The organism is Methylobacterium sp. HMF5984, assembly GCF_045033435.1.
Taxonomy (GTDB): domain Bacteria; phylum Pseudomonadota; class Alphaproteobacteria; order Rhizobiales; family Beijerinckiaceae; genus Methylobacterium.
Genome location: NZ_JBJFLN010000001.1, coordinates 5423341 through 5448379 on the forward strand (window position 1 = coordinate 5423341; position 25039 = coordinate 5448379).

The 25039-nt window shown below is 72.7% G+C and carries 22 protein-coding genes; 10 read left to right on the forward strand and 12 right to left on the reverse strand.

The window, feature by feature from the left end; translation table 11 throughout:
- Positions 1 to 19: 19 nt before the first annotated feature.
- The gene (locus tag ACFZ8E_RS26430) at positions 20 to 211 is read right to left on the reverse strand and encodes a hypothetical protein (RefSeq protein ID WP_405044286.1); all 192 of its coding nucleotides are present in this window, start codon (positions 209 to 211) and stop codon (positions 20 to 22) included.
- Between the two features lie 184 nt (positions 212 to 395).
- On the opposite strand from ACFZ8E_RS26430, the gene ACFZ8E_RS26435 reads away from it, so the two are divergent.
- Both ACFZ8E_RS26435 and ACFZ8E_RS26440 read left to right on the forward strand, forming a co-directional pair.
- Positions 396 to 605 carry a hypothetical protein gene (locus tag ACFZ8E_RS26435; RefSeq protein WP_243937249.1) on the forward strand — a complete coding sequence of 70 codons (210 nt, stop codon included), beginning with the start codon at positions 396 to 398 and terminating at the stop codon, positions 603 to 605.
- Between the two features lie 231 nt (positions 606 to 836).
- Positions 837 to 1568, forward strand: a complete 732-nt coding sequence (locus tag ACFZ8E_RS26440; RefSeq protein WP_243937247.1) for a Crp/Fnr family transcriptional regulator — start codon at positions 837 to 839, stop codon at positions 1566 to 1568.
- Positions 1569 to 1801: 233 nt separating this feature from the next.
- Here the strand turns inward: ACFZ8E_RS26440 and ACFZ8E_RS26445 are convergent, their stop codons facing one another.
- Together ACFZ8E_RS26445 and ACFZ8E_RS26450 are read right to left on the reverse strand one after the other, a co-directional pair.
- On the reverse strand, positions 1802 to 2920 hold the full coding sequence (locus tag ACFZ8E_RS26445) for a molybdopterin-dependent oxidoreductase (protein WP_405044287.1): 1119 nt from the start codon (positions 2918 to 2920) through the stop codon (positions 1802 to 1804).
- 162 nt (positions 2921 to 3082) lie between these two features.
- Positions 3083 to 3604 (reverse strand): DUF1993 family protein, encoded by a 522-nt coding sequence (locus ACFZ8E_RS26450; protein WP_405044288.1) that lies wholly within the window; start codon positions 3602 to 3604, stop codon positions 3083 to 3085.
- 174 nt (positions 3605 to 3778) lie between these two features.
- On the opposite strand from ACFZ8E_RS26450, the gene ACFZ8E_RS26455 reads away from it, so the two are divergent.
- A complete protein-coding gene (locus tag ACFZ8E_RS26455; RefSeq protein ID WP_405044457.1) occupies positions 3779 to 4255 on the forward strand; it encodes a DUF2268 domain-containing putative Zn-dependent protease in 477 nt (158 codons plus the stop codon).
- A 552-nt stretch (positions 4256 to 4807) separates the two neighbouring features.
- Here the strand turns inward: ACFZ8E_RS26455 and ACFZ8E_RS26460 are convergent.
- Both ACFZ8E_RS26460 and ACFZ8E_RS26465 read right to left on the reverse strand, forming a co-directional pair.
- A complete protein-coding gene (locus ACFZ8E_RS26460) occupies positions 4808 to 6187 on the reverse strand; it encodes an HD-GYP domain-containing protein (protein WP_147728367.1) in 1380 nt (459 codons plus the stop codon).
- A gap of 162 nt (positions 6188 to 6349) precedes the next feature.
- On the reverse strand, positions 6350 to 8764 hold the full coding sequence (locus tag ACFZ8E_RS26465) for a PAS domain S-box protein (protein WP_405044289.1): 2415 nt from the start codon (positions 8762 to 8764) through the stop codon (positions 6350 to 6352).
- Between the two features lie 272 nt (positions 8765 to 9036).
- On the opposite strand from ACFZ8E_RS26465, the gene ACFZ8E_RS26470 reads away from it, so the two are divergent.
- On the forward strand, positions 9037 to 10245 hold the full coding sequence (locus ACFZ8E_RS26470) for an FIST N-terminal domain-containing protein (RefSeq protein ID WP_187274884.1): 1209 nt from the start codon (positions 9037 to 9039) through the stop codon (positions 10243 to 10245).
- On the forward strand, positions 10242 to 11618 hold the full coding sequence (locus ACFZ8E_RS26475) for a hybrid sensor histidine kinase/response regulator (protein WP_405044290.1): 1377 nt from the start codon (positions 10242 to 10244) through the stop codon (positions 11616 to 11618). The genes ACFZ8E_RS26470 and ACFZ8E_RS26475 overlap by 4 nt, the downstream gene beginning before the upstream one ends.
- A gap of 88 nt (positions 11619 to 11706) precedes the next feature.
- Here the strand turns inward: ACFZ8E_RS26475 and ACFZ8E_RS26480 are convergent, their stop codons facing one another.
- The gene (locus tag ACFZ8E_RS26480) at positions 11707 to 12012 is read right to left on the reverse strand and encodes a hypothetical protein (RefSeq protein WP_147843395.1); all 306 of its coding nucleotides are present in this window, start codon (positions 12010 to 12012) and stop codon (positions 11707 to 11709) included.
- Between the two features lie 244 nt (positions 12013 to 12256).
- Positions 12257 to 16024: a trifunctional transcriptional regulator/proline dehydrogenase/L-glutamate gamma-semialdehyde dehydrogenase gene (gene putA / locus ACFZ8E_RS26485; protein WP_405044291.1), complete on the reverse strand. Its 3768-nt coding sequence runs from the start codon at positions 16022 to 16024 to the stop codon at positions 12257 to 12259.
- Between the two features lie 140 nt (positions 16025 to 16164).
- On the opposite strand from putA, the gene ACFZ8E_RS26490 reads away from it, so the two are divergent.
- Positions 16165 to 16626, forward strand: coding sequence for an Lrp/AsnC ligand binding domain-containing protein (locus tag ACFZ8E_RS26490; RefSeq protein WP_147844599.1), 462 nt, complete (start codon positions 16165 to 16167; stop codon positions 16624 to 16626).
- A 16-nt stretch (positions 16627 to 16642) separates the two neighbouring features.
- Here ACFZ8E_RS26490 and ACFZ8E_RS26495 read toward each other — a convergent pair whose 3' ends face one another.
- Positions 16643 to 17050, reverse strand: coding sequence for a hypothetical protein (locus ACFZ8E_RS26495; protein ID WP_405044292.1), 408 nt, complete (start codon positions 17048 to 17050; stop codon positions 16643 to 16645).
- Between the two features lie 102 nt (positions 17051 to 17152).
- Positions 17153 to 17437, reverse strand: coding sequence for a hypothetical protein (locus tag ACFZ8E_RS26500; RefSeq protein WP_243947887.1), 285 nt, complete (start codon positions 17435 to 17437; stop codon positions 17153 to 17155).
- A 308-nt stretch (positions 17438 to 17745) separates the two neighbouring features.
- On the opposite strand from ACFZ8E_RS26500, the gene zwf reads away from it, so the two are divergent.
- The gene (gene zwf / locus ACFZ8E_RS26505) at positions 17746 to 19218 is read left to right on the forward strand and encodes a glucose-6-phosphate dehydrogenase (protein ID WP_147844613.1); all 1473 of its coding nucleotides are present in this window, start codon (positions 17746 to 17748) and stop codon (positions 19216 to 19218) included.
- Complete coding sequence (locus ACFZ8E_RS26510; RefSeq protein ID WP_243937208.1) at positions 19215 to 19571, forward strand: hypothetical protein; 357 nt, start codon at positions 19215 to 19217, stop codon at positions 19569 to 19571. The genes zwf and ACFZ8E_RS26510 overlap by 4 nt, the downstream gene beginning before the upstream one ends.
- Before the next feature lie 304 nt (positions 19572 to 19875).
- On the opposite strand, the gene ACFZ8E_RS26515 is transcribed toward ACFZ8E_RS26510, so the two are convergent.
- Both ACFZ8E_RS26515 and ACFZ8E_RS26520 read right to left on the reverse strand, forming a co-directional pair.
- The gene (locus ACFZ8E_RS26515; RefSeq protein ID WP_405044293.1) at positions 19876 to 20490 is read right to left on the reverse strand and encodes a hypothetical protein; all 615 of its coding nucleotides are present in this window, start codon (positions 20488 to 20490) and stop codon (positions 19876 to 19878) included.
- Positions 20491 to 20603: 113 nt separating this feature from the next.
- Positions 20604 to 20831, reverse strand: coding sequence for a hypothetical protein (locus ACFZ8E_RS26520; protein ID WP_147729635.1), 228 nt, complete (start codon positions 20829 to 20831; stop codon positions 20604 to 20606).
- 141 nt (positions 20832 to 20972) lie between these two features.
- Here ACFZ8E_RS26520 and ACFZ8E_RS26525 point away from each other — a divergent pair, with 141 nt between their 5' ends.
- On the forward strand, positions 20973 to 21473 hold the full coding sequence (locus ACFZ8E_RS26525) for a hypothetical protein (RefSeq protein WP_405044294.1): 501 nt from the start codon (positions 20973 to 20975) through the stop codon (positions 21471 to 21473).
- 36 nt (positions 21474 to 21509) lie between these two features.
- On the opposite strand, the gene mdoH is transcribed toward ACFZ8E_RS26525, so the two are convergent.
- Positions 21510 to 23471 carry a glucans biosynthesis glucosyltransferase MdoH gene (mdoH, locus tag ACFZ8E_RS26530; RefSeq protein ID WP_405044295.1) on the reverse strand — a complete coding sequence of 654 codons (1962 nt, stop codon included), beginning with the start codon at positions 23469 to 23471 and terminating at the stop codon, positions 21510 to 21512.
- 238 nt (positions 23472 to 23709) lie between these two features.
- Between mdoH and ACFZ8E_RS26535 the strand changes: the two genes are divergently transcribed.
- Positions 23710 to 25039 (forward strand): glucan biosynthesis protein (locus tag ACFZ8E_RS26535; RefSeq protein WP_405044458.1); only part of this gene is annotated, 1330 nt, incomplete at its 3' end.

Here is a 25039-nt window from a genome sequence, read left to right on the forward strand (position 1 = left end):
GCCGCGATTCGCCCCGAGGTCACCCGACCTCGTCGCCTCGGAGATCTTGCGGTTCGCGCGCAGGCCGGCTGCGCTGGGCGATCGCCTTGCCGACCGTGAACAGGAGCATCCGACTCATCGTCTTCATCTCGTGCGTGCCGTGCTCGTCGATGACAACATGCGCGGCCATGACCGCGTCGGCGACCGCTTTCAGATCAGGCGTGTGATCCACAAGCATTTCCTTCCTGCACGGGAAGATAAAATGTAAAATTTTTACAGAGCTGTGCCGTTCTCTATTTTTGTACATTATTTACGATTTTACTACCCCCTCTGCAATGCTAAGATGCATTCCTGTCGAGCTAGAGACGGATACACGAGGGAATAGGATGGATATGCCGACACCTAAGGGGACCGACATGGCCCCTGAAGTCAGCGGTTCCGAGACGCTCGCTCAGCTCGCGCTGATGCTCGGCTGCTCCCCAGACTCATTCTTCGAGCAGTCCAACGCCGGCTACCCGAAGGATGCCTCGCTGCTCATCCAGACTTGGCTGGCGATCAAATCGCCGAAAGGGCGCGACGCGGTGTTCGCGTTCGCCCGCGAAATGCTGCGGGCGGAGAAGCAGTAAGATCACGCGGATTGCTCGGCACCCCTCCCTTGGATGGAGAATCAAATCACGCTCGATAAGTAAAAATATGACGATTTATCCGGGAATTCCACCTGATTGATGTCCATGGTACGGCTCGGAGCGATTGCTGATCTATGTATCGCGCACCATGTATTCTCGGTGGTCGGCTCGTTTCAGGGCGCTGACGATTGAGGGACAGCGTGTGCTCTTGCCCGCAACGCGAGAGCACACGTGGCAGATCTCCAGCAGCCCGCCCTGCGCAACCGCCTCCTGCGCGCGTTGCCTCCGGAGGACTTCGCCGCCCTGGCGCCTGCGCTGCGTCCCGAGGCGATCCCGCTCCGGCGCGTGCTCATCTCGGCCAACACGCAGATCACGAGCGTCCACTTCGTGGAGGCGGGCATTGTCTCCGTCACCTCCGATGCGCCCAGCGGCCGCATCGAGATTGGGCTGCTCGGCCGCGAAGGCTTGGTCGGGGCCGCCCCGGTCCTGCTCGACGACGACCGCAGCCCGTTCACCCACTTCGTGCAGGCGGCCGGGCACGTCTTGACGGTCGATGTGCCCGACCTGCGCGCCGAAGTGGAGCGACGCCCCGCCCTACGGAGCCTCCTGCACCGATACATCCAGACCCAAACCATCCAGACCGCGCAGACCGCGTTCGCGAACGCCCGCGGCGGTACGCCGACCCGCCTCGCCCGTTGGCTGCTGATGTGCCACGATCGCGGCGAGGGCGACGACATCACGGTCACGCAGGAGTTCATGTCGCTGATGCTGGGCGTCGAACGGCCCGGCGTGACGATGGCGATGAAGGTTCTCGAGAAGGACGGCCTCGTCGGCAAGCGCCGGGGCCACGTCCAGATCATCGACCGCGAGCGTCTGCTCGATGTGGCGGGGGACGGCTACGGCTTGGCCGAGACCGAGTACGCCCGGCTGATCGAGGGAAGCGACGCTCCGGAGGCGCGGTAGTCCGCGCCACGACCGCGTCACGGGTCGGGCCGACCCCGAGCCGCGAAAGGGACTTGCCGCCGGTGGATGCCCGCGGGGCGGACGCCTCGGGAGCATCCGTCGCGCGCCCGCCGGCTCGCGACCCGCCTCATGCCAAGCCTCGCCGAGCGTGACGCATCGAGGCTTGGCCCCCGCGACTGCGGGGCGGCGGTCGTCCGCCGGACCTCATGGGTCCTGACCCATGAGACCCGGTATCAGTCGTGCGCCGCGGGGATCGCGCCATCGATGCGCGCTGCGGTGACGCTCACCCGCACGCGGTGCCAGCAGGCGCAGAGGTAGCCCTTGTGGTTCCAGGTGTCGTCCGGCAGCGCCGGCTGCGTCTGGCCGGCGGCGTCCCAGGCGCGGACCGCGAGCTCGTGCTCGCCCGGCGGCAGATCGAGCTCCACCGCCCAGAACGTCCAGGCGAACGGCGCGCCGGCCGCGTGCTCCAGGTCGGCCTGCCGCCAGGACCGGCCGCCGTTGCCGGAGACGTCGACGCGCACGATGGCCCGGTCGCCGCTCACCGCGTAGCCGCGAACCCTGGTGCGACCGGCGCGGAGGGCGGCGCCGCGCTCCGGCTCGCAGATCGCGGCGTTCAGCGGCATCGTGTCGATGGTGTGCCCCCGGGCCGGGTCCGCCGTCTCGGCGCCGACGTCGGGCGGGTACAGCTTGTAATCCTCGGCCTGGATCGGGTTGTCGGACGGGCGATCCTGCACGGCGAGGCGCCGGAGCCATTTGGGGCTGCGCACGCCGGCGAATCCCGGCACCACCGCGCGGACCGGGAAGCCGTGCTCGGGCAGCAGGGCTTCCCCGTTCATGGCGTAGGCGAGCAGGGTCTCGGGCGCCATCGCCTTGGCGAGCGGGATCGAGGCGCCGTACGGGCGGCCGTCCACCCGGTCGTGGCTCTCGAAGGCCACGTGGAGATCGGCGCCCTCGGTGACGCCCGCCGCGCGCAGGAGGTCGCCGAGGCGCACGCCCGTCCACGCGGCCGTGCCGATCGCCCCGGCATCCCACGGGTCGCCCGAGACCGGGGCGACCGCCCGCATGTCGGCGCGCCGGTTGCCGGCGCACTGCAGCGTCGCCGTGACCGTGACCTGCGGGAAGCGGGTCCGCAGGTCGTGCAGCGAAAGCGCCCGCGCGGCACCGTCTCCGCCCTCGACGGCGAGGCGCCAGGTGTCGGGGTCGAGGTCCGGCAGGTCGCCGTGCGAGCGGACGTAGAAGTCCTCCGCCGGGGTCCGGTAGGCGGCCCGCAACCGGGCGAGCGGCGGCTCGGCGTTGTAGGGCCGATCGCCGTGGACGATCAGGCGCGCCTTTCGCTCGGCCAAGCTCGACATCGGGGCTCCCGTTCGGATGCGGACACGGGCCGTGAACGCGCCGGCGGCGCGAAGGCTCACGCGCCGCCCCGAAACGGCCCGGGCGACATCGTCACAGGCGTTGGCGCGATCCCGCGCGCCCCCGATCCCGGGGATCGGGTCCGGGCCGGGGAGCCCGCGCGGCTACGTCGCGGCGTGGAGGGTCGGCGGCCCGAGATGCTGCAGGAAATCCGGCTTGCCGAGGCTCACCCCGGCGGCCCGCAGGATGCCGTAGGCCGTGGTGACGTGGAAGAAGAAGTTCGGAAGCGCGAAGCCGGTGAGGTAGCCCTGCCCGCTGAAGCGGTATCCCATGCCGTTCGGGAACGTCAGCTCCACCGCGCGCTCCGCGCCGAGGGCCAGAGCCGCCGGATCGACGCCCTCGACGAAGGCGATCGTCCGGGCGCAGCGCGCCTTGAGTTCGGCGAAGCTCGCCTCGACGTCGGGCATCGCGGGCGCCGCGATCCCGGCGAGCCGGGCCACCGCGTTCTTCGCGCTGTCGGACGCCATCTGATACTGGGCCGGCAACGGCTTCATGTCCGGAGCCAGCCGCCGGCCGAGCAGGTCGGCCTCCGGCTTCTCCGCCGCCGCCTTGTCGAGCCACGCGCTCATGTTGCCAAGCGCGTGGACGAAGACCGGGACGCTGACGTCGTGGATGCTGATGCTCATCCGGCCCAGCTTAGGCGGCGGCCCGGGACGACGCGGTGACGGGGCGCACACCGCGCGCGGGCACGCCGGGCGACGGGGCCGCACGGCCGGCGGGTCGCGTCGGGACCGTACGGTCCGGGCGCCGGCCTGTTCTCCCTCACCCTCGACCACGGCAACCCCAACTTCGCCCGCGCGCTGCGTGACGGGGATCTGCGCCGGACCGTCGCGCACGAGGCGCACCACTGCATGCGCATGGCCGGGCCCGGCTACGGCTGGACGCTCGGCGAGGCCCTCGTGAGCGAGGGCTTGGCGGGGCGGTTCGTCGGCCGCCTGTTCGATTCGCCGCCCGAGCCGTGGGAATGCGCGGTGACCGACGCGGAACTCGCGGCCAACCTGCCCGACGACGCGACGCTCGCGGGCGCCGGGCACGACCACCGCGCCTGGTTCTTCGGGGGAGGACGGTATCCGCGCTGGCTCGGCTACACCCTCGGCTACCGGATCGTGGGCGACTGGCTCGAAGCGGGCGCCGACACCGGCGGTGGCGCATGGGTCGACATCCCCGCGCCCGACGTCATCGCGGCGGCGCGCGGGCGCACGCTGCCGAATCTCCGACCGCCGGCCGGCCCGGGCCGCCTCCCAGCCCCGAGGCGGAATGGCCAAGCCGGTCGATGACGGCGGCTTCCGACACCGGCGGATGCTTGTCCGCACGGCCGGCACGGGCCGAGATCGGCCGGTCCGCTCTGCGACCGGATCGGATGGAAAGCGGCCCCTGGCGTTTTCCCCGGAAGCAGACGTCCGGAGTCGGACCCGACCACGCCCTCGACGCCGATGTCGGTGGTTTTCGAAAGCCGACGAAGGCGGCGTTCCGGACGGTCAGCGCGATCGAAGACTTGCACTCCTAGAAGTTGTACTTCCGGTTGCATCAAATGCGATCGACTTTGCTATCACCCTGTCCTGCTGGATGCTGCATGATGAACTCACAGGGCGGGTGCCAGATTTTTCAGCCGACGCCTTCAGCGCAAGCCAACATCAGAAAGCTCAGATCATGCTGACCCGCGGCCTCAATTGGCTTTTCCTCCGGGCCTTGGGTTCGCCCGCCTGCGGTTGGGTGGTGCGCACGCTCATCGTCTCGGCGTCGGGAGACGCGTCACCTCGTGCCGACGGCAGGGCCTCCAAGATGATCCTGATCCGGTAGTCGGAGGGTTCACCGAGAGGCGGCTCGGCTCAAGCCGCCCGCGCAAGATCGCCCTCGATCGAGGCGAGCGCACGCTCCAGCGCCGCGAAGCAGATCGGGTCGAACGCGGTGCCGAGATCCGCGCGCATGATGCCGAGCGCCTTCTCGAGCGACATGGCCGCCCGGTAGGGCCGGTCGGCTGTCAGCGCGTCGAACACGTCGGCGACCGAGACGATGCGGGTCTCGGGCTCGATCGCGTCGCCGCTCAAGCCGCGCGGATAGCCCTTCCCGTCCAGCCGTTCGTGGTGTCCGCCACCGATGCGGGCCATCTCATGGAACACGGCCGCGCGGGTCAGGATGGTCTCGGAGAGGGACGCGTGATTGCGCATGTCCCGCCACTCCGCGTCATCCAGCTTGCCGTTCTTGTCGAGGATCGCGTTCGAGACCCCGAGCTTGCCGACGTCGTGGAGCAGCGCAGCCCGCTTCAGCCAGCGGCGGCGCTCCGACGTGTAGCCAAGCTCGGCCGCGATCATGTCGGCGTAGACGGCAACCCGCTCCGAATGGCCGGAGGTGAACGGGCTCTTGGCGTCGATGATCTGCGCGAAGGCACGGGCGATGTCGTCGAGGTAGTCCTCATCAACGACGATCGGGCTGACCGGTGCCAACGCGAACACCGCCTCCTCGACCTCATCCGAGGCCAGGGTATCCCAGAAGCCGGGTTCGGATGCGGCCGCTTCGAAGCAGGCGACGATCTGAGGATCGAACCATGTGCCCGAGCGCGCCCGCACCTCGGCCATCGCGGCCGCGGGGCCGGCTGCGGTGTGGAACACGTCCACGACCTGAGCGAGCAACGCCATCCGTGCGTAGAGCGGGATCCCCGGGCCGACCAGGCGGTCCGGTCTGCCGCCGCCGTTCCAGTGCTCGTCCAGCGCGTGGATGGCCTCGCAAACGCTCGCGGGGAAGCGAAGCTGCCGGGCGATCTGGGCACCGCGCTGGCAGCGGGTTTGGATCAGTTCGTCGGTGATCGCTCCGCCGTTCTGCAGGATGTTGAGCACGGCACGGAAGCGTTCGGCGAGGCCGGCCTTGAGGCCGGTATGAGAGAAGACGAAGCCGAGCACCTTCGGCAGGCTGTCGCTCACCGTCTTGAAGTCGCGTTTGAAGCTGAGATCGTCGGACAGATAGAGCTCGCAGATGCGCGCGGCGTTGCTGGAGCACCCGAGATCCTTCAGCATCACCGTGTGGTAGAGTTCCCAGAGCTGCAAGTCCGGGAGGCCCATCTCGCGGCCGATGTGGAAGCCGATCCAGGTCGCGCGCACGCAATGCCCGACGGGCTGACCTTCCGTCAGGTCGAGGGCGTGGCTCAAGGCACCCAGCACTTCCGACAGCTGGATCGTCCTGGCTTCCTCGTCGCCGCCTGATACAATCCGCATCGTTCTCGTCCGGCCTCTTGGCTTATCGGTCTCGATAGGCGGCAAGACTGCCTCAAGAACCTGATCAAAGCGTTGCGTTGCCTTGCGCGCGCCGATCCGCCCCGAGCGGACCTTTCCAGCGTCCGCAAAGGGTCGCAGCCTCTCGGATCGCCGGCAGAGCCCCTACCGCCCGGCGATCAGCGCCTTGAGGCGGGTGGCGAGGGCGTCCATCGGGAAGGGCTTGGTCAGAACCTCCATGCCGGGGTCGAGGTGGCCGTGGCCGAGGATCGCGGTCTCGGCGTAGCCGGTGATGAACAGCACCTTGAGGTCGGGCCGGCCGACGCGGGCCGCGTCCGCCATCTGGCGGCCGTTCATGCCGCCGGGCAGGCCGACGTCGGTGACGAGCAGGTCGATGCGCATGTCCGATTGCAGCACCGCCAGGCCGGCGACGCCGTCGGCCGCCTCGATCGCGGTGTAGCCGAGATCCTCCAGCACCTCGGTGACCAGCATGCGCACCGAGGGCTCGTCGTCGACGATCAGCACCGTCTCGCCCTGCTCGGCCCGGGCGGCCTCGGCGGGGACGGGCGCCCCGTCGTCGCCGTCGGCCTCGCCGTGGTGGCGCGGCATGTACAGGCAGACGGCGGTGCCCCGGCCGGGCTCGGACCGGATCCGCACCTGCCCGCCCGATTGCCGGGCGAAGCCGTGGATCATCGACAGGCCGAGGCCCGTCCCCTGGCCCATCGGCTTCGTGGTGAAGAACGGCTCGAACACCCGGGCCACCACCTCGGGCGGCATGCCGGTGCCGGTGTCGGTCACGCACACCGCGAGATACTCGCCCTCGGGGAGGTCGTGCGCGGTCGCGGCCGCCCGGTCCAGCCGGGAGTTGGCGGTCTCGATGGTGATGCAGCCGCCGTTCGGCATCGCGTCGCGGGCGTTGATGCAGAGGTTCAGCAGCGCGTTCTCGAGCTGGCCCGGATCGATCAGCGCCGGCCACAGGTCCGCCGCGCCGACCCGCTCCAGCGCGATCTCGGGGCCGATGGTCCGGCGGATCAGCTCCTCCATCCCGCCGATCAGCCCGTTCACGTCGGTCGGCTTCGGCGTCAGCGTCTGCCGGCGCGAGAAGGCGAGCAGGCGGTGGGTCAGCGCGGCCGCGCGGCGGGCCGCCCCCTGCGCCACGCCCATGTAGCGCTCGAGGTCGTCGAACCGGCCCTGGCCGATCCGGCTCTGCATCAGCTCCAGCGCGCCGGAGATGCCGGCCAGCAGGTTGTTGAAGTCGTGCGCCAGGCCGCCGGTGAGCTGGCCCACCGCCTCCATCTTCTGCGATTGCCGCAAGGCCGCCTCGGTCTGCATCAGCTCGGCCGTCCGCTCGGCGACGCGCTGCTCCAGGGTCTCGTTGAGGGCGCGCAGCGCCGCCGCCGCCCGGTCGCGCTCCGCCTGCACGGCGCGGCGCTCCTCGACGTCGATCAGAACGCCGGGGAAGCTCGACGGGGTGCCGTCCTCGGCCCACTCGACCCGGCCGTTGGCCTCGATCCAGTAGTAGCGCCCGTCCGTCCGGCGCACGCGGTACTGGTGCGCGTAGGCGCCGCCCTTCCGGATCGCCGCGTCGATCGCCGCGGCCAGGCCGACCTGGTCGTCGGGGTGGACGGTGGCGACGATCTGGGCGAGCGGGATGCCGGTGCGGCCGAGCGCCGGGTCGAGACCGAAGCTGCGGGCGAAGGCCTCGTCGACGGTGAACCGGTCGGTCGGCAGGTCCCAGTGCCAGGTCCCGATGATCGCGCCGGCCTCGAGGGCGAGCTGCACCCGCTCGGCATTCTCGCGCGCCAGGGTCTCGCTGACGCGCAGGCGCTCCTCCGCGCGCTTGCGCTCGGTGACGTCGTTGAAGAAGATCGCGATCTGCCGCTCGGCCGGATCCCCGACCCGCACGGCGCGCACGTCGAACCAGCGCGCGAACGCCTCCGCATAGCTCTCGAACGTCGCCGGCTCCCCGGTCCAGGCGACGCGGCCGTAGGTCTCGAACCAGAACCGCTCCAGGTCGGGCGCGAACTCGGTGACCCACTTGCCGCGCAGGTTGACCCCGGCCTGGCGCTCGAAGGCCGGGTTCGCCTCGATGAAGCGGTAATCGATCGGGCGCTCGCCCTCGAACCGCACCTCGACGATGGCGAAGGCGGTCTCGATGGTCTCCAGGAGCGTGCTGAAGCGGTCCTGCGTCGCGCGCAGGCGCTCGCCGGCCTCGTGCTGCTGGGTGCGGTCGCGGACGATCTTGACGTAGCCCTGGTGGACGCCGTCCTCGTCGCGCAGCGGCATCAGCGCGCCGGAGGCCCAGAACCGGCTGCCGTCCCGGCGCAGGTGCCAGCGCTCGTCGCTCGCCTGGCCCTCGGCGAGGGCGGCGCGCATCTCCCGCTCGACGCAGCCCGCGGCCCGGTCCTCCGCGGTGAAGATGCGCGCCGACGACCCGCCGACGACCGCCTCGCGGGGCCAGCCGAAGATGGTCTCCGCCCCCGCGTTCCACTCCGTCACCGCGCCTTCCGGGTCGGTGACGATGACGGCGAAGTCGATGGCGCTCTCGATGACGTTCTGAAGGCGGTGGCGTCCGGGCATGGCCCCGGTTTAGCCGCATCCGCCGCGCGATTTATGTAGCCGCCCGGCCACGCCGGCGCGTCGGTTGCGGAGCGACCCTTTTGCGGGTCGGCCGTTCCGATGCCGCGAGACCCGCTTGCCCCTGCCGGGCCGCGCGGATCCCGGCCGCGCCGGGCGCGGTTCCGCCACCGGTTGCACGTTTCGGTTGCCCGCCACATACTCGCGCGTGCCGCCTGCGGACCAACCCGGGGGCCGACGGCGATCGGGGGCGGGGCGTGGCACAGGGAACGCAGATGCGCACGCATCTGTGCGGCATCAGGACGGCGTGGACGGAGCGCGGCTCCGCCGGCGAGGCCGTCGCCGAGATCGCGCGGGCGGTCGGCGCCGACGCGGCCCAGCTCCTGGTGTTCTTCTCCCCCGACTACGACCCCGAAAACCTGAGCCGGCGGCTGGCCGAGGCGTTTCCGCGGGCCGAGATTTCCGGCTGCACCATGTCGGGCGGGATCGCCCCGGCCGGCGGGCTCGACCGCGGCCTGGTGGCGATCGCGTTCCCGGCGGACGGCTTCCGCATCGTCTCGACGGTGCTCGACGCGATCGACCACCTCGACGTCGAGCGCACCGCGGGCGCGGTGCGGGCGCTGCGCCGCCGGCTCGAGCCGCACGGGCCCGACCACGCCCAGCCGACCCGCTGCTTCGCGCTCTCGCTGATCGATGGGCTCGCCAACGCCGAGGAGACCGTGGTCTCGGCCATCGCCTGGGCGCTGGAGGGCATCCCGCTGGTCGGCGGCTCGGCCGGCGACGACCTCACCTTCCGCGACGCGGTGCTGCTGCACGGCGGCGCGATCCACCGCAACGCCGCCGTGCTGCTCCTCGTCGAGAGCGACTTTCCGGTGCAGATCTTCAAGAGCGACAACTTCGAGCCGACCGACGTGAAGTTCGTGGTCACCGCCTCGGACGGCGAGTCGCGCACCGTCTACGAGCTCAACGCCGAGCCGGCCGCGCGCGAATACGCCATGGCGGTGGGGCTCGACCCCGAGCGGCTGACGCCGATGAGCTTCGCCGCCTACCCGCTCGCGGTGAAGGTCGGCGGCGAATACTTCTGCCGCTCGATCCGGCGGCTCAACGCCGACGGCTCCCTCAGCTTCTTCTGCGCCATCGACGAGGGCGTGGTGCTGACGCTGGCCGAGCCGCGCGACATCGTCGCCTCGACCCGGGCGGAGCTCGCCCGGCTCGACCGGGCGCTCGGCGGCGTCGACCTGATCATCGGCTTCGAATGCGTGCTGCGCCGGCTCGACGCCGAGAGCCGGCAGGTGCGCCAGGGCATCGCCGACCTCTACCGGCGCTACGACATGGTCGGCTTCGAGACCTACGGCGAGCAGTACCGGGCGATGCACCTCAACCAGACGTTGACCGGCATCGCCATCGGCAAAAGGCCCGCGGACGAGAGGCTTGCGAGCGAAGGGCCTGCGGAGGCGACGCCCGCCCCGCCGGCGCTCCCGTGACCCTGCACGACGCCGGTCTGGAGGGCGAGGCGTCCCTGCGCCGGCGCATCGCCAAGCTCGAGCGGATCAACGCCGCGCTGATGGCGCATGTGGAGCGCAGCACCGACCAGCGCGGCGGCGCCTATGCTTTGTTCCAGACCGCGATCACCCTGGAGGGCCGCGTCCGCACCCGCACCGAGGAGCTGACGGCGCTGATGCACCGCCTCGAGCGCTCGAACGAGGCGCTGGTGGCGGCCAAGGAGGAGGCTGAGACCGCCAACCGCTCCAAGACCCGGTTCCTGGCCGCCGCCAGCCACGACCTGCTGCAGCCGCTGAACGCCGCCCGCCTCTCGATCTCGGCGCTCGCCGACCTGCCGCTCGGGCCCGAGGCGAGCCTGATCGGCGCCCAGGTCGAGCGCGGCCTGCAGACGATCGAAGACCTGATCAAGACCCTGCTCGACATCTCCAAGCTCGATGCCGGCATCGTCCACCCGCAGGTGCGGCCCGTGCCGCTGCCCGACCTGCTGGCGGGGCTGGCGGCGAGCTTCGCGCCGTTCGCCGCGCGCAGGGGCCTGCGCCTGGTGGTGCGCAGCCCGGAGCTGGCGGTGTCGAGCGACGGCATCCTGCTGCGGCGCATCCTGCAGAACCTGCTCTCCAACGCGATCCGCTACACCGCGTCCGGCGGCGTCGCCCTGGTCGCGCGCCGCCGCGCCGGCACGGTCCGGGTCGACGTGATCGATACCGGCTGCGGCATCGCCGCCGACGAGCACGCGCTGGTGTTCGACGAGTTCTACCGCGGCAGCGCGAACGGCGCCGGGACGCCGCCGCGCGCCGCCGAGGGCGACGGGCCGGGCCTCGGCCTCGGGCTCTCGATCGTGCGGCGCCTGGCGCTGGCGCTCGACCACCCGCTGGCGCTGGCCTCCCGCCCGGGGCGCGGCACGCGGGTGTCGCTCACCCTGCCCCCGAGCGCCGTGCCGGCCGCGTCCGAGCCCGCGGCGCGGCCCGGGCCGGTGGCGACGCGGCTCTCGGGCGCCCGCGTCGTCGTGGTCGAGAACGACGCCGCCACCGCCGACGCGCTCGAGCGGCTGCTCGGGAACTGGGATGCGCGCGTCGCCACCTTCCGCGATCCCGCCGGCGTCGCGGCCGCCCTGCGCGCGGGCGGGCTCGCGCCCGACATCCTGATCCTCGACTACCACCTCGACGACGGCGCCCGCGGGCTCGACGTCGCCGTCCTGCTCCGGGAAGGGCGCACCGCGCCGCTGCCCGTCATCGTCACCACCGCCGACCACGCCCCCGAGATCGCGGCCGAGGCGGCGGCCCTCGGCGCCGAGCTGGTGCACAAGCCGATCAAGCCGGCGCAGCTGCGCGCGCTGCTGACCTCCATGCTGACGTGAGGACGGGCGAGCCGGCGCCGCATCGTCGTCGCGAGACCGCGTGTCGGCCCGACGGTCCCGCCCCTCGGAGGGCCCGCAGCCCTCGGCCTCAATGCGCCGGCGCGATCGCGGCCGCGGCGGGCGCGTGCTTCTTCCGCTTGCGCTTGCGCACCGTCACGACCGCGTCGGCCTCCTCGTCGGCGCCGCGCTCGGACAGGGCGAAGCCGTGCAGGTCCGCCGACGCGTCCCCGTCCGCGGCCGGGGCCTCGGCAAGGGCGTAGAACGCGGCGCGGACGATCTCCTTCTTGCTCGCCTCCGGGTGCTTCTCCCGGATGGCCGCGCGGATCGCCTTCGGCGTCATCCCGGGCGTGACGACGCTGCGCATCGTCGCCGCGATCTCCTGCATCGATGCCATGGGTTCGTTCCTTCATGCGACGGGCCGCCCGCGCTCCGGCTCCGGCTTAACCCAAGTTACATTTCGATGACACGGCCACACTGCTGGCATATCGCCGACCAGACCTTGCCCGCGCCGCGCCGACCCCGTATCCCACCCGGGTTCCTTCACGAGACCGGAACCAACTCAGGGCGCACCTCTGCCAAGAGGCGCGCCTTTTTCGTCGGCGCCGATCCCGGCACGGGCGCTGCCGGATCGCATGGGATCATGCGTCGAGCGCCATCAGGCTGGCGTTGCCGCCCGCCGCCGCCGTGTTGATCGACACCGTCCGTTCCGCGAACAGGTCCGAGAGCTCGTAACCCGCCTCCGGATCGGAGGCCGTGGGGATCGACAGGATCGTAAGGATCGGCCCGTCGCGCTCGGCGATCCGGCGGACCAGCCCCGCGAGATCGGCCCGCCCGCCCGCATGCAGCACCCCGCCGAGGCCGGGGGCGCCCGCGGGATCCTCGGCGGGGACGATCCTCCGCAGGACCGCCGCGGGCAGGCCGTCGAGCAGGCCCGACGACGCCCGCTCCGCCGCGATCACCGCGCGCTGGCCGGTGGCCAGGATCGCGCCGAGCTGGCGCAGGGTTCCCGCCTCGTCCGAGGCGAGCGCCGCGATCGGGCCGCGCGGGCGGAGGCCGTAGCTGTTGCGCTCGCCGACCGGGCCCGGCAGCACCGATTCGGTCAGCGCGGGCATCCGGGCGAGATCGCGCTCGACCCGGGACGCGACCTCGGCGTGGCCCCGCTGCCGGAGCCAGCCGATGTAGGCCCGAGCGACCGGATCGACGACCGCCTCGGCCGGGGACCGGGCCGCGTCGGCGGGGGCATCGGCCCAGGACGGGGCCGGGCGCGTCATCAGCCGGCGGAGGTAGCGCGGCCCGCCGGCCTTCGGCCCCGTGCCGGACAGGCCCGTGCCGCCGAACGGCTGCACGCCGACGACGGCGCCGATGGTGTTGCGGTTGACGTAGACGTTGCCCGCCCCGATCCGGTCGAGGACGCGCGTCACCGTCTCCTCGATGCGGGTGTGCAGGCCGAAGGTCAGCCCGTAGCCGGTGGCGTCGATGGCGTCGACGAGGGCATCGAGGTCGTCCCGCCGGTAGCGGAGCACGTGGAGAACCGGCCCGAACACCTCGGCCTCCACGTCCGAGACCCGGTCGATCGCGATTACCGTCGGGGGCACGAAGCTGCCCGCGTCCAGGGCCGGATCCTTCCGCCCTTGGGGGTTCTCGCCCCCTTGCGCGATCTCATCCCCTTGCGTGATCGCGTGGCCCCGGCTCCGCATCGTCTCGATGTGGCGGAAGATCCCTTCGGCCGCCTCGGCGGTGATCACCGGGCCGACGTCGACGGACAGGCGCCGGGGATCGCCCACCGCGAGCTCGCGCAGGGCCCCGTGCAGCATGGCGAGCGTCCGCTCGGCGATCTCCTCCTGCAGGCACAGGATGCGCAGGGCCGAGCAGCGCTGGCCGGCCGAATCGAAGGCGGAGGCGAGGACGTCCGCCACCACCTGCTCGGGCAGGGCGGAGGAATCCACGATCATCGCGTTCTGCCCCCCGGTCTCGGCGACGAGCGGCACCGGCCGCCCGTCCGCGGTCAGGCGGTCCGCCAGCGTCCGCTGGATCAGGCGGGCGACGGCGGTCGAGCCGGTGAACATCACGCCCTGGACCCGGGCATCGCCGACGAGCGCCGCGCCGACCGCGCCCGCACCGGGCAGGAGATGCAGCACCCCCGCCGGGATCCCGGCCTCGCCCAGCAGCCGCACCGCCTCGGCCGCGACGAGCGGGGTCTCCTCGGCCGGCTTGGCGAGCACGGGGTTGCCGGCCGCGAGGGCGGCCGCGACCTGCCCGGTGAAGATCGCGAGGGGGAAGTTCCAGGGGGCGATGCAGGCGACCGGGCCGAGGGGCCGTGCCTCCGGGCCGCAGACCCGTTCGGCCTCGCCGGCATAGTAGCGCAGGAAGTCCACCGCCTCCCGCACCTCGGCGACGGCGTTCGCCAGGGACTTGCCCGCCTCCCGCACGATCAGGCCGAGCAGGACCGGCATCCGCGCCTCGAAGGCGTCCGCGGCGGCGCGGAGCAGGCCGGCGCGAAGGGCCGGCGCCGTCGCCGCCCAGCCCGGGGCCGCCGCCGCTGCGGCCGCCAGGGCGCGGGCGATGTCGACGGGCTCCGCCGCGCGCACGCGGCCCACCACGTCGGTGCGATCGGCAGGGTTAAGGACCGGGTCGCGGGCCTCCGCGGCGGAGCGCCCGGACGGGACGGCGGCCCAATCCGCGGCGGCACGCGCCGGCAGGTCGGCGGCGAGCCGGGCGAGCACGGCCTCGTCGTTCAGGTCGAGCCCGGCCGCGTTCGGCCGCCCGGCGCCGAACAGGTCGCGCGGGGTCGCGATCCGCGGGTGCGGCGCCCCCGGCGGGCGCATCGCCCGCACCGTCGCGACCGGATCGGCGACGAGGTCGTCGAGCGAGACGGAGGCGTCGGCGATGCGGTTGACGAAGGAAGCGTTCGCGCCGTTCTCCAGGAGCCGGCGGACGAGGTAGGCGAGCAGGGTCTCGTGGGTGCCGACGGGGGCGTAGATCCGGCACGGCCGGTCGAGCCCGCCCGGGCCGACCACCGCCGCGTAGAGCGGCTCGCCCATTCCGTGCAGGCACTGGAACTCGTAGTCGCCGGGCCGGAAGCCGGGGCCGGCCATCTCCAGGATGCTGGCCACGGTCTGCGCGTTGTGGGTCGCGAATTGCGGGAACACCGCGTCCGGCGCGGCCAGCAGCATCCGGGCGCAGGCGAGGTAGGACACGTCGGTGTGGGCCTTGCGGGTGAAGACCGGGAAGTCGGAGAGTCCCTCGACCTGCGCCCGCTTGATCTCGCCGTCCCAGTAGGCGCCCTTCACCAGCCGGACCATCAGGCGGCGGCCGCTCCGGCGGGCGAGGTCGACGAGCCAGTCGACGACGAAGGGGCAGCGCCGGCCGTAGGCCTGGATCACGAAGCCGAGCCCGTCCCAGGCCGCGAGGTCCGGGTCGGTGGCCAGCGCCTCGAGGATGTCGAGGGAGAGGTCGAGCCGGTCGGCCTCCTCGGCGTCGATGTTCAGGCCGATGCCGTACCCCCTGGCCAGCACGGCCAGCGCCTTCGCCCGGGGGATCAGCTCCGCGAGCACGCGGGCGCGCTTCGTCCGCGTGTAGCGCGGGTGCAGCGCCGAGAGCTTGATCGAGATGCCCGGCCCCCCGATGACGCCCCACCCGGCCGATTCCCGCCCGATGGCATGGATCGCCGCCGCGTAGGCGGCCTGGTAGCGGGCGGCATCCGCTTCCGTGGCCGCGGCCTCCCCGAGCATGTCGTAGGAATAGGCGAACCCCTTCGCCTCGTTGGCGCGCGCCCGGCGCAGGGCCTCGGCGATGGTCTCGCCCATCACGAACTGCTCGCCCATCAACCGCATGGCGAGGTCCACGCCCCGGCGGATCAACGGCTCCCCGCCCCGCCCGATCAGGCGCGTCAGGGCCGCGGACAGGCCGCGCTCGCGCGTCGTCGCGGTGAGCTTGCCGGTCACCAGCAGGCCCCAGGTCGCCGCGTTGACGAACGGCGAGGGGCTGTGGCCGAGATGGGCCCGCCAGTCGCCGGGGGCGATCTTGTCGCGGATCAGCGCGTCGCGGGTCGCCGCGTCCGGGATGCGCAGCAGGGCCTCGGCGAGGCACATCAGGGCGACGCCCTCCTGGCTCGACAGGTCGTATTCGTGGATCAGGCCCTCGACGCCGCCCCGCTTCGCCGTCCGCCGCAGGCCCGCGACCAAGCCGCGCGCCGTCGCCGCGACGCGCGACGCCGCCTCGGGCGGAAGCTGCGCGCGGTCGAGGAGCGGCGCCAGGCACGCCGCCTCCGGGCGCCGGTGCGCCGCGACGATCGCCGCGCGCAGCGGCGACGACGCGGGCAGCTCGTCGGCGAGATCCGCGAAGGACGGGCGGGCGGGCACGACGGGCCGAGGGGAAGACACGATCGACGACGACACGATCGACATGGCAGACCCCGCCTCCCTCCGCCGCCGGCCGCCGGCCGCCGGCCGGGCACGGACCACTTTGTAGCCGCGGCGGCGCAGTGCTAAAATCCGTGGGTCGCGTCGAAGACCGGCGGATTCCCCATCGGAATGGCGTTCTGCGCGTGAAGACCACCGATTCGATCGATGCCGCCATCCTGCGCATCCTGCAGCAGGACGGGCGCATCGCCACCGTCGACCTCGCCGAGCGGCTCAGGCTCTCGCCCACCGCCACGGCCGAGCGCCTGAAGCGGCTGACCCGCGCGGGCTACATCACCGGCTACGGTGCCCGCCTCGATCCGGCGATGCTCGATCTGGGATTGCTGGTGTTCATCGAGGTGCTGCTCGACAAGACCACCGGCGCGGTGTTCGACCGCTTCTCGCAGGAGGTCCGCCGCGTGCCGGAGATCCTGGAATGCCACATGGTGGCCGGCGGCTTCGACTACCTGCTCAAGGCCCGGGTGAAGGACATGGCCGCCTACCGCCGCTTCCTCGGGCAGGTCATGGTCGACCTGCCCGGCGTGAAGGAGACGCGCACCTACGCGGTGATGGAGGAGGTCAAGACGGACAGCCCGCTGCCCGTGTGAGCCGCGACCGGGCGCGTCAATGCCCCGAATGGCGCACCGCCATCTTGAGGCGCTGGTCGACGTCGTCGATGCGGGCGGCGACGCCGCGGCGGATGCATTTGCCGAGGGTGTCGCCGGCGAAGAAGCCCAACGTCGCCTCCTGCTCGCGGCAGGCGACGGTCGGCGGCCAGGCCAGGTAGATGCCGGCGATGGCGGCGATGACCACGAGCTCGACCACGAGCCAGCCGCCCCAGCCGAGGCGGAAGCCCTCGCGCCGGCCCGCGCCGTGCCGGCGCCGGCGCAGGGCGTCCGCGGCGCGGGCCCCCTCGGGCGTCGGGCGCACCGGCTCCTGCGCGGTGCGGGCGATCCGGTCGAGGCGGGCGCGGGCCGCCTCCGCCTCGGTGAGGGTGGGCTGCGCGTCGGTTCCGGGGGGCGGGGCGTGCATGGTCGGCTCGTTCGAAAGGGCGGGCGGCGCGGGTCGCGTCGTCGGGGCGGGTGTCTCGGGGGGCGTCGCCTCGTCCGAGGCCGTCCCGTGCGCGGTGCGCGGTCAGTTCATCGCGCGGCGCAGGGTACCGAGGTCGTCCGGCAGGGACAGGGCGCGGTTCAGCATCTCGTTGCGGGCGCAGGCGCCGGCCTTGAGCAGCTGGCCGAGGCCGCCGCCCGAGCGCGACCCGCAATCGGTCACGAAGTAGCTCGCCGCGAACAGCGCGATCGGGGCGAGGAACAGCACGAGCTTGAGCAGCCCGAACACCCGCCCGATCGCGCTCCGGCGGCGGGGCCGCGCGTCCTCCCAGTCCGCGTCGCGATCGAACCGCTCGTAACCCTGCTGCATGGTCGGACCGACCTCCCGGAGACCCGCGTGCGACCGCGCGAAGACCGGCGGCGACATCGTGAGGATGATGGTCCCATTTGAAGATCTCGCTAAGCGACGTGCTTAACGGCACCGGACCCGCCGCATCCGTCCCCGCCCGCCGCTTCGCCGCCCTTCTCGGCCGCCCCTCTCGGCCGCTCCTCGGCGAAGCCGTCGCGAACCTTGGCGAAGCAATTGCAAAGGCCTAAGCCGCGGGGTGTGATCGGGCCGGCGGCGCGAGCCGCCCGCCGGCGGACCGCCACGCCGCCGCATCGAACCGGGAGCAGCCCTTGGCCACCATCATTCCCGTCGCCTCCTTCGACTACGTCGTGTTCGGCGCGACCGGCGACCTCACCACCCGCAAGCTGCTGCCGGCCCTGTACCACCGCTACAAGGACGGCCAGATCCCGGCCACCTCCCGGATCATCGGCGCCTCGCGCTCCGAGCTCGCGGTCGAGGCGTTCCGCGCCCGCACGCAGGACGCGCTGAAGCGCTTCGTGGCCCCCGACGACCTCGACCCGGAGACGCTCGCCGCCTTCCTCGACCATCTCGACTACGTCGCGGTCGACGGCGCCGGCGACGACGGCTGGACCGAGCTCGTGGCCAAGCTCGACGAGCGGCCGGACCAGGTGCGCCCGTTCTACCTCGCCACCTCGCCCGACCTCTACGGCTCGATCTGCCGGAACCTCGCCAAGTTCGGCCTCGTCGGCCCGAAATCCCGCGTCGTGCTCGAGAAGCCGATCGGCAAGGACCTGACCTCGGCCCGCGCGATCAACGACGCGGTCGGCGAGGTGTTTCCCGAGGAGCAGATCTTCCGGATCGACCACTACCTCGGCAAGGAGACGGTGCAGAACCTGCTGGCGCTGCGCTTCGCCAACACGATCTTCGACCGGCTCTGGACGGCCGACGTCATCGACCACGTCCAGATCACGGTGGCCGAGACCGTCGGGGTCGAGGGCCGGGCCGGCTACTACGACACGTCCGGCGCCCTGCGCGACATGCTGCAGAACCACATCCTGCAGCTGCTCTGCCTCACCGCGATGGAGAGCCCGCTCAACCTCGACGCCAACTCGGTGCGCGACGAGAAGCTGAAGGTGCTGCGCGCCCTCAAGCCGATCACCGCGGGCGACGTGCAGCACGTGACGGTGCGCGGCCAGTACGTCCAGGGCGCCGTCGACGGCAAGCCGGTGGAGGGCTACCTCAACGAGCTCGGGCACGACAGCCGCACCGAGACCTTCGTCGCCTGCAAGGTCGAGGTCCAGTCCTGGCGCTGGGCCGGCGTGCCGTTCTACCTGCGCACCGGCAAGCGGCTGCCGCAGAAGCTGTCCGAGATCGTGGTGCAGTTCCGCGCCGCGCCGTTCTCGATCTTCCCGGAGGAATCGTTCGGGCGCGAGCCCAACCGCCTCGTCATCCGCCTGCAGCCGCAGGAAGGCATGAAGCTCGAGGTGATGACCAAGGATCCCGGCCCCGGCGGCATGCGCCTGCGGCCGACCAACCTCGACATCTCGTTCGAGGAGACCTTCAAGCAGCGCTATCCCGACGCTTACGAGCGCCTGCTGATGGACGTGGTGCGCGGCAACGCCACCCTGTTCATGCGCCGCGACGAGGTCGAGGTCGCCTGGGCCTGGGCCGACAGCCTGCTCAAGGCCTGGGCCGACCGCCGCGAGCCGCCGCGCGCCTACCCGGCCGGCAGCTGGGGCCCCACCGCCGCCATCGCCCTGATCGAGCGCGACGGGCGGACCTGGCACGAGGAGCTGCGGTGACCGCACCCGCCGCCCGGCGCCGGCTCGCCCTCGCCCTAACGCTCGCCTGCCTCGCCCACCCGGCCCGGGCGCAGGGGCCGGCGACGGGGCAGGATGATGCGCCGAGCGGGGGCGGGGGACGGCCCGACACCCGCGCGCTCACCTGCGCCGCCGCCGCGGGCCTCGTCGCCCGCGCAGGCGCCGTGGTGATGAGCACCGGCCCGATCACCTACCTGCGGATCGTGCGCGACGGCGGCTTCTGCACCATCGAGGAGACGACGCGGCCCGATTACGAGGCCACCCGCGACGAGCGGCAATGCTTCGTCGGCTACCGTTGCGTCGAGCGGCTGCAGGAGGGCCGCGAGGGACCTTGAGGGGGAGGAAACCTTGAAATTCCGGCCTGCGCGTGCCTTATTCCGTGCCTGGGGACGGATCGCCTGAGCGGCTTGCCGCGATAGCCCCAGGCCGCCGACGACGGGCAACCGCAGTCGGTCCACGCGCAACGCGAGATAGCCAAGTGTCCCGGCGAGTGATGGCCCCTCCTCCCCGTGAGAGAGGGGCTTTTCACGTCCGGAGCCGTCCCGAACCGTGGATGCCGGCCCGCCGGAAAGGGCGCGGTCCTGTCGTGAGATCGCATCTTCCTCATGCGAGCCGGGCTCCACCGCGCTTGAGAATGCCTCAGCGCCGCGCCCGGGGCCGCACCCGATCACCCTGGTACACCTTCGCGCACAGGACCGCGAAGCTGATCTTGGTCGTGCCGGCCAGCACCCGCCGCCGATCCTGCACCGGGTACGCGCTCTCGACGACGATGAGCAGTTGCTGCCGATGCCCGGCCGCCGCCCGGCGGAGGCTGAAGTACATCGGATAGCACGCGCCATCGGCCAGCACGACGTTGGCGAGATAGACGTAGTTCCGATCCGTCGGCGTCATGTAGACCGAGGCACCCGGCAAAGCGTCGACGATGGCCGGCAATCGGCGGGAGAGTTCGTGCCGCGCGGGATCGTATGCGCGACGGCTCCGATGGTCCCAGATCAGGTGCTGGCGGTCGTGACGTTCGTCGTCGAAACCGACGGTGAAGCAGTGATTCAAGAAGCGTACCTCGATCGACAGCGCACGGCCGATCTTGTCGACGAAGAATGTCAGACGGCGCGGCTCCAGATGGGCAAGGTCGAGCCTCACGCCATCGATCACGTGGTCGAAATAGGCCATGGCCCATTCCGGATAGGTCTTCGGGCCGAGGCCGCGCAACCGGCAAAGCTTGCATGCCGCAAGGCTCGCCACCGAACCCGTCATGGCCACCGGCCCGAGCGAATCGGGAAACGCAAGAGCCTGGCGGAGATCGCCGCACCGGTTCGCGGCACCGTCGCGTGCGCGAACCGGATCTCGATCCGCCCCGCCGCCCGGCGTCAGGCCGCCGGGACGCCGATCAGCTCGGCCTGGAGGCCGCCGAGATAGGTGGTGAGCCGGGCCGAGATCGCCGGGTCGGCGCACTGGACCCAGAGCGGCACCGGCAGGGCGGCGCGCGGGCAGCGCAGGATGATCCGCTCGGCCGACAGGGCGGCCTGCCGCTCGCTCGCCGCGGCCAGGAGCTTCGAGCCCGTCGGCGTTCCGATCATGATGGCGATGCTCGTCATGCCGGGCCAACCCGTGAGCGGGCCGTCCGTTGCCTGCCGCCGGGGGCCGGGACGGCGTGTCGCGTGCGCGATCCCGATTCCCGGTCTACCCTGTCGCCGCCGCAGCTCATGAGCCTCGGCCCCGAGGGAGGATGGAACGCCGTGCGACGCCTCCTGAAGTTCCTGCACACGATGGGCACGGTCGGGCTGATGGGAGCGTTGGCCTGCCTGCTCGTGCTGTTCACGTTCGTGCCGCCGCCGGCCGACCGGGCCGGATACGCGCTGATGCGCGGCGCGATGGGCGCGGTCGCCACCTGGATCTTCCTGCCCGTGCTGGCGCTGACGCTGCTGGCCGGCCTCCTCGCCCTGGCGCAGCGCGCCTTCCACCGGGCGGTCTGGGCCTGGGCGAAGCTCGCCACCGGCGTGCTGATGTTCGAGGGCGGCCTCGTCTACGTCCAGGGACCGATGCGGCAGGAAGCCGACTTGAGCGCCGCGGCCTTGGCCGGCCGCCTCGACCCGGCGACGCTGGCCCAGTCGTTCGGGCCCGAGCGCAACACCCTGTGGCTGCTGCTGGTCGTCGCCACCGCCAACGTGGTGCTCGGCGTCTGGCGCCCGCGGCTGGTGCGGCGGGCGCCCGTCGGGCAGACGGCGGCGCGCGGATAGGGTCCGCAGCACGCCCGCCCCGGCCCCCGTCCGGCGTCACGCCTCGTCGGCGGCCGGGACCCAGAGCGGCCCGCGCAGCACGGGGGCGCGCTTGGGCGGCGGCAGGGCGCGGCTGCCGGCGAGGTCGGCGAGCTCGGGCGCCTGGGCGGTGTCGTCGACGGTGAGGAACAGGCCGCGGGCGCGGGCCGCCCGGCCGAGATCGGCCCGGCTGGTCAGCACGCTCTGGGCCGGGCTCGTCAGCAGCGCGATCACCACCGGCGACAGCCACAGGGCGAGCCACGGGTCGCCGACCAGCGCCAGCGCGAGGCCGGCGAGCGCGCCGACCACGAGGGCGTCGGCCTGCAGGCGGCAGGCTTCCGCCCAGCTCACCTTGCGGTCGTCGCGGGCCTGGGCGTCCCAGCGCACGACCCGGCCGAAGAAGGTCGAGATCACCGCGCCGGCGGTGAACAGCGTCATCACCGGCCAGAGCAGCACCCAGATGCCCTGCTCGAGCGCCGCGCTCGCCAGCAGCGAGCGGGTGCCGCCGAAGGCGTCGCGCCGCGCCTTGGAGGCGAGCACGTGGCCGAGGCTCAGGAGCTTCGGCAGGGCCAGCACCGTGAGGGTGAGCGCGGCGAGCCCGTGCGCGGCGGCGCCGGTGCCGGTCAGCCCGTAGCCGAGCAGGCCGAGCTCGCCGGTGCGCGCGGCCAGCCACGCCCCCGCGACGAGGTAGGCGATCCACAGGGGCAGCACCCCGTAGGAGACGATGCCGACGGCGAGGTGCCAGCGGCTCGCCGCGCGCAGGCCCGGCCAGGGCAGGACGCGCAGGTGCTGCATGTTGCCCTGGCACCAGCGGCGCTCGCGCCCGAGGAGGTCGACGAGGTTCGTCGGCATCTCCTCCCAGGTGCCGCCCATCTCCGGCAGCAGGCGGACCTCCCAGCCGGCGCGGGCCAGCATCCCGCCCTCGACGATGTCGTGGCACAGGATCTCGCCGCCCAGGGGCGCCCTGCCCGGCAGCACCGGCAGCTGGGCGTGGTCGGCGAACGCCGCGACCCGCAGGATCGCGTTGTGGCCCCAGTAGCTCCCGTCCGGCCCCTGCCAGGTCTCGAGGCAGCGCAGGGCCAGCGGCGCGTAGAGCCGCACCGCGAATTGCTGGATGCGGGCGAACAGCGTGTCGCGGCCGGCGGCGTAGGACACGGTCTGGATCAGGCCGGTCGCCGGGCTCTCCTCCATCAGCCGGGCGAGGCGGCGCATCGTGGCGCCGGTCATCAGGCTGTCGGCGTCGAGCACGATCATGAAGTCGTACTGGTCGCCGTAGGTCCTGGTGAACTCGGCGATGTTGCCGGCCTTGCGCCCGATGTTCTCGGTGCGGCGGCGATAGCGGATCCGCGGGATGCCGGGGCCGGCGGTCTCGCGCCAGGCCTGGATCCGGGCGAACTCGTGCTCCTCCACCGCCGCGATCGCGCCGTCGCGGGTGTCGGAGAGGACGAAGAGGTCGATGTCGCCGCCGAGGGACTCGTCCTGGGCACCGTCCCGCGCGGCGTCGCGGGCGAGCGAGCGCGCCATCACCCGCAGCGCCGCGAACACCGCCACCGGGTCCTCGGCGTGGATCGCCACCACGGCCGCCGTGCGCGACAGGCCCGACGCCTGCGCCGGCATCGTCTCCGAGCGGCGCTCCAGGGCGGATTTCGCCCGCGCGCCGAGGCCGGCGGCGATCAGGCCGTAGAGGTACTGCCACGCCACGAACGACTGCCAGGTCATCACCACCGCGAACAGGACCAGCACGGTGCGGGCGAGCCAGGCGCCGGTCGGGTCGGCCGGGACCGGGTAGGCGACGGCCGCCAGCCACGCGATCGCCGCGCCGGTGGCGAGCGACGGCACCGCGAGCGCCAGCCGCCGCCCGCCCAGCGAGCCGATGCGCCCGGCGCGCTGCCAGGTTTCGGCCGCGCACCTCTCGACAGGGCGCCCGTCGGCGTGGGAGGCCGGCACTTTCGTGGACGGAATGGGGCGCGTGGCGGGCATGGAGCGCATCGAACTCGAAGGTGAGGACCACCCGCCGGAGGCGGGGCCGCAGCGCGGCGCCGGCGAGGGCCGGGGCAACGGGCCGGGGCCGGGCCTGCCGGCGCGAGGAAGCCCCGAGGCCTCCCCGCGATCGGCCGCCAGCTTGTCCCCCTCCCGCCGCCGCGTTCTCCGCACGGCCCTGACCGCGATGGTCGGCAGCGTCGTTCCTAGCGTCATCGATCTGAATGAGGCCCGAACGATGGCGCAGGAGCGGCAAGCGGTGACGGACGGGCCGACCACCTTCGCCACGGTGTCCGCGATGGCCGAGCGGCTGGCCGGCGCGCCCTACGTCGCGCCGCCCGAGGACCTGCCGGGCGCCCTCGCCGGGCTGACCTACGACCAGTACCGCGCCATCGTCTTCCGCCCGGCGGCGGCCCTGCGCCTCGGGCGGCACTTCAGCGCGCAGCTGTTCCACCGCGGCTTCCTGCAGCGCAAGCGCTGCGCGCTGTACCTGCAGCCGAAGGCCGGCCCGGCCCAGGCGGTCGCCTACGAGCCCGGCCTGTTCGAGCTGGGCCGGGCGCTCGACGGCCAGAGCTTCCCGACGACGCTCGGCTTTGCCGGCTTCCGACTGCACTTCGCCGCCACCGAGACCCCGCCCGGCCGCCCGCGCGGCTTCCAGGAGGAGTTCCTGGTGTTCCTCGGCGCGTCGTACTTCCGCCTGCGCGGCGAGGGCCAGGAATACGGGCTCTCGGCGCGCGGCGCGGCGATCGGCACCGGCTCGGCCGCGGGCGAGGAGTTTCCCGACTTCACCGCCCACTGGATCTGCGAGCCGGAGGACGATGCGAAGACGATCACCGTGCTCTCGCTCCTCGACAGCCCGAGCCTGTCCGGCGCCTACCGCTTCGAGATCGCGCCGGGCGACCCGGCGCACATCCAGGTCACCGCCGCGCTCCACCCGCGGAAGGACATTCCCCAGCTCGGGCTGGCCCCGCTCACCAGCATGTTCCTGCACGGCCAGAACGGGCCGGGCGCGCGCGGCGCCAGGCCCTTCGACGACTTCCGGCCGCAGGTGCACGATTCCGACGGGCTGGTGGTGCGCTCCGGCGCCGACCGGCTGTGGCGCCCGCTGGTCAACGGCCGCCCGAGCCCGCAGATCTCCGCCTTCCGCGCGGCGCCGCTCTCCGGCTTCGGGCTGATGCAGCGCGAGCGGACCTTTGCCGCCTACCTCGACGTCGAGGCGCGGCAGGAGGCCCGGCCCGGCCTGTGGGTCGAGCCCGCCGCCCCCGCGACGAAGCCCGAGATGGTCGCGGCCGGCGCCTCGCCGCGGGCCGGCGACGCGTTCGCGGCCGGCCAGGTGCAGCTGTTCGAGATCCCCTCGGTCGAGGAGTACATGGACAACATCGTGGCGGCCTTCGTGCCGGACGCGCCCGTCCGCCCCGGCCACCCGATCGCGCTCGCCTACGGGCTCACCACGGTGGGAGCCGAGCCGGTGCCGGCGCTGCCCGGCACCCTCGCCCGCGTGATCTCGACCCGCATCGGCTCGCCCGACCGCCTGCGCCCGGTCGACCCGCCGATCCCCGGCCGGCGGC